Here is a 2,029-nt window from a genome sequence, read left to right as displayed (position 1 = left end):
AGAAGCGCGCCGCCGAGGAGCGCGCGGGCGCAGGCGCAGGCACCACCGCCGCCGCCAAGCCGCGCCGCAGCGCGAGCGCCTCGCCGGTGGCCACGCCGCGCCCGCTCGAGGGATTCAAGCTGCCGCCGATGTCGCTGCTGGCCTCGCCCAAGAAGGGCGAGGCGGGCCGGGCCCCCGAGTCCGAGCTCTCCGAGACGTCCGCGCGCCTGCAGGAGACGCTCGAGGACTTCGGCATCATGGCCGAGGTCGTGGGCTGGGTGGCCGGCCCCACGGTGACGCTGTTCAAGGTCGACCTGCCCGCCGGCGTGCGCGTGAGCCGCGTCACGGCCCTGAACGACGACATCGCGCTCGCGCTCGCCGCGCCGGGCGTGCGCATCTTCGCGCCCATCCCCGGCACGAACTACGTGGGCATCGAGGTGCCCAACCGCGCGCGCCAGACGGTGTACCTCTCCGACGTGCTCGGCGACGCGGGCCCCGGCCCCCTCCAGATCGCCATCGGCAAGGACGTCGAGGGGCACTCCATCGTGTCCGACCTCGCGCGCATGCCGCACCTGCTCATCGGCGGCACCACCGGCTCGGGCAAGTCGGTGTCCATCAACGCCATGATCATGTCCATCCTCATGCGCGCCACGCCCTCCGAGGTGCGCTTCATCATGATCGACCCCAAGCGCGTGGAGTTCACGCCCTACAACGGCATCCCGCACCTCTACGTGCCCGTGGTCACCGAGGCCAAGGAGGCCGCGAGCGCGCTGTCCTGGGGCGTCGCCGAGATGGAGAAGCGCCTCAAGATCTTCTCGAAGGTCGGCGCGCGCAACATCGGGCAGTACAACGCCAAGGCGCAGGCGGCGCTTGCCGAGGAGGAGCGCGCAAAGGCGGCGGGGGAGGAATGCGCACACTGGGAGTACCCTGCGGAGATGCCCTACATCGTCATCATCATCGACGAGCTCGCCGACCTCATGATGAACGTGGGCAAGGAGGTGGAGTTCTCCATCAGCCGCATCGCCCAGCTCGCGCGCGCGGCCGGCATCCACCTCATCGTGGCCACCCAGCGGCCCTCCACGAACGTGGTGACGGGCCTCATCAAGGCGAACATCACGAACCGCATCGCGTTCAACGTGGCCTCGGGCATCGACTCGCGCGTCATCCTCGACACGCCGGGCGCCGAGAACCTCATCGGGCTGGGGGACCTGCTGCTGTCCAAGCCCGAGTACGCCAAGCCGCAGCGCATCCAGGGCTGCTACGTGTCCGAGGACGAGATCAACGCCGTGGTGTCCATGCTCAAGGAGCAGGGCGAGCCCGAGTACCACACCGAGATCCTCTCCGCCAACGTGGTCACGCTCGGCGCCTCATCGCCCTCGGGCGACGGCGGCTCGGATGCGGAGGACCCGCTCCTGTGGGAGGCCGCAGATATTGTGGTTTCGAGCGGCTTGGGCTCAACATCTAACATTCAGCGGCGCTTGAAGGTGGGTTACGCGCGAGCAGGCCGTATAATGGATCAGTTGGAGGAACAGGGCGTCGTGGGCCCCGCGAACGGCTCGAAGCCGCGCGAGGTGCTCGTGAGCGACCCCTTGGAACTTGAGACGCTCAAGGCGTTCAAGGACAATGACGAGCTCTAGGCGAGCTCTGGGCAAGTGAAGGAGTAGGAACGTGGCGCGTCAAAGATCCTACGGAGGGCTTCTGCGCGAAGCGCGCGAGAGGCGCGGATTCGACCTGACCACGGTGTCGCATCGCCTGCGCGTGCGCCCCGACATCCTGCGCGCCATCGAGGAGGCCGACTTCGCCTACCTGCCGCCGCGCGGATACACCCGCAACATGATCAGCGCCTACGCGCGCCTCGTGGGGCTCAACCCCACCGAGGTCACCTCGCTGTACCTCGACGAGGTGCACGCGTACGAGTCGGGATACGCCCGCATCGACGCCCGCCGCGCTGAAGGGCAAAGTCGCCGTGCGCGCGGCGAAGGGCACGGCCGGACGTCGGCGCGCTCCGCCGGCGCTGCCCGGCCGCCGCGCGAGGGCCGCGGCGCGCCGC

2 protein-coding genes are annotated in these 2,029 nt (G+C 69.4%); both read left to right on the top strand.

Annotated elements, in window-relative coordinates:
• Positions 1-1,616, top strand: a 1,616-nt coding sequence (locus HRL41_RS11825; protein WP_253904911.1) for a DNA translocase FtsK, incomplete at its 5' end; no start/stop codon positions are given.
• A gap of 31 nt (positions 1,617-1,647) precedes the next feature.
• Positions 1,648-2,029, top strand: a 382-nt coding sequence (locus HRL41_RS11820) for a helix-turn-helix transcriptional regulator (protein WP_172137193.1), incomplete at its 3' end; no start/stop codon positions are given.

This window comes from Adlercreutzia sp. ZJ473 (assembly GCF_013185065.1).
GTDB lineage: Bacteria > Actinomycetota > Coriobacteriia > Coriobacteriales > Eggerthellaceae > CAAEEV01.
Note: the sequence above shows the minus strand (reverse complement) of the source record. Positions and strands in the feature narration are given on the sequence as shown.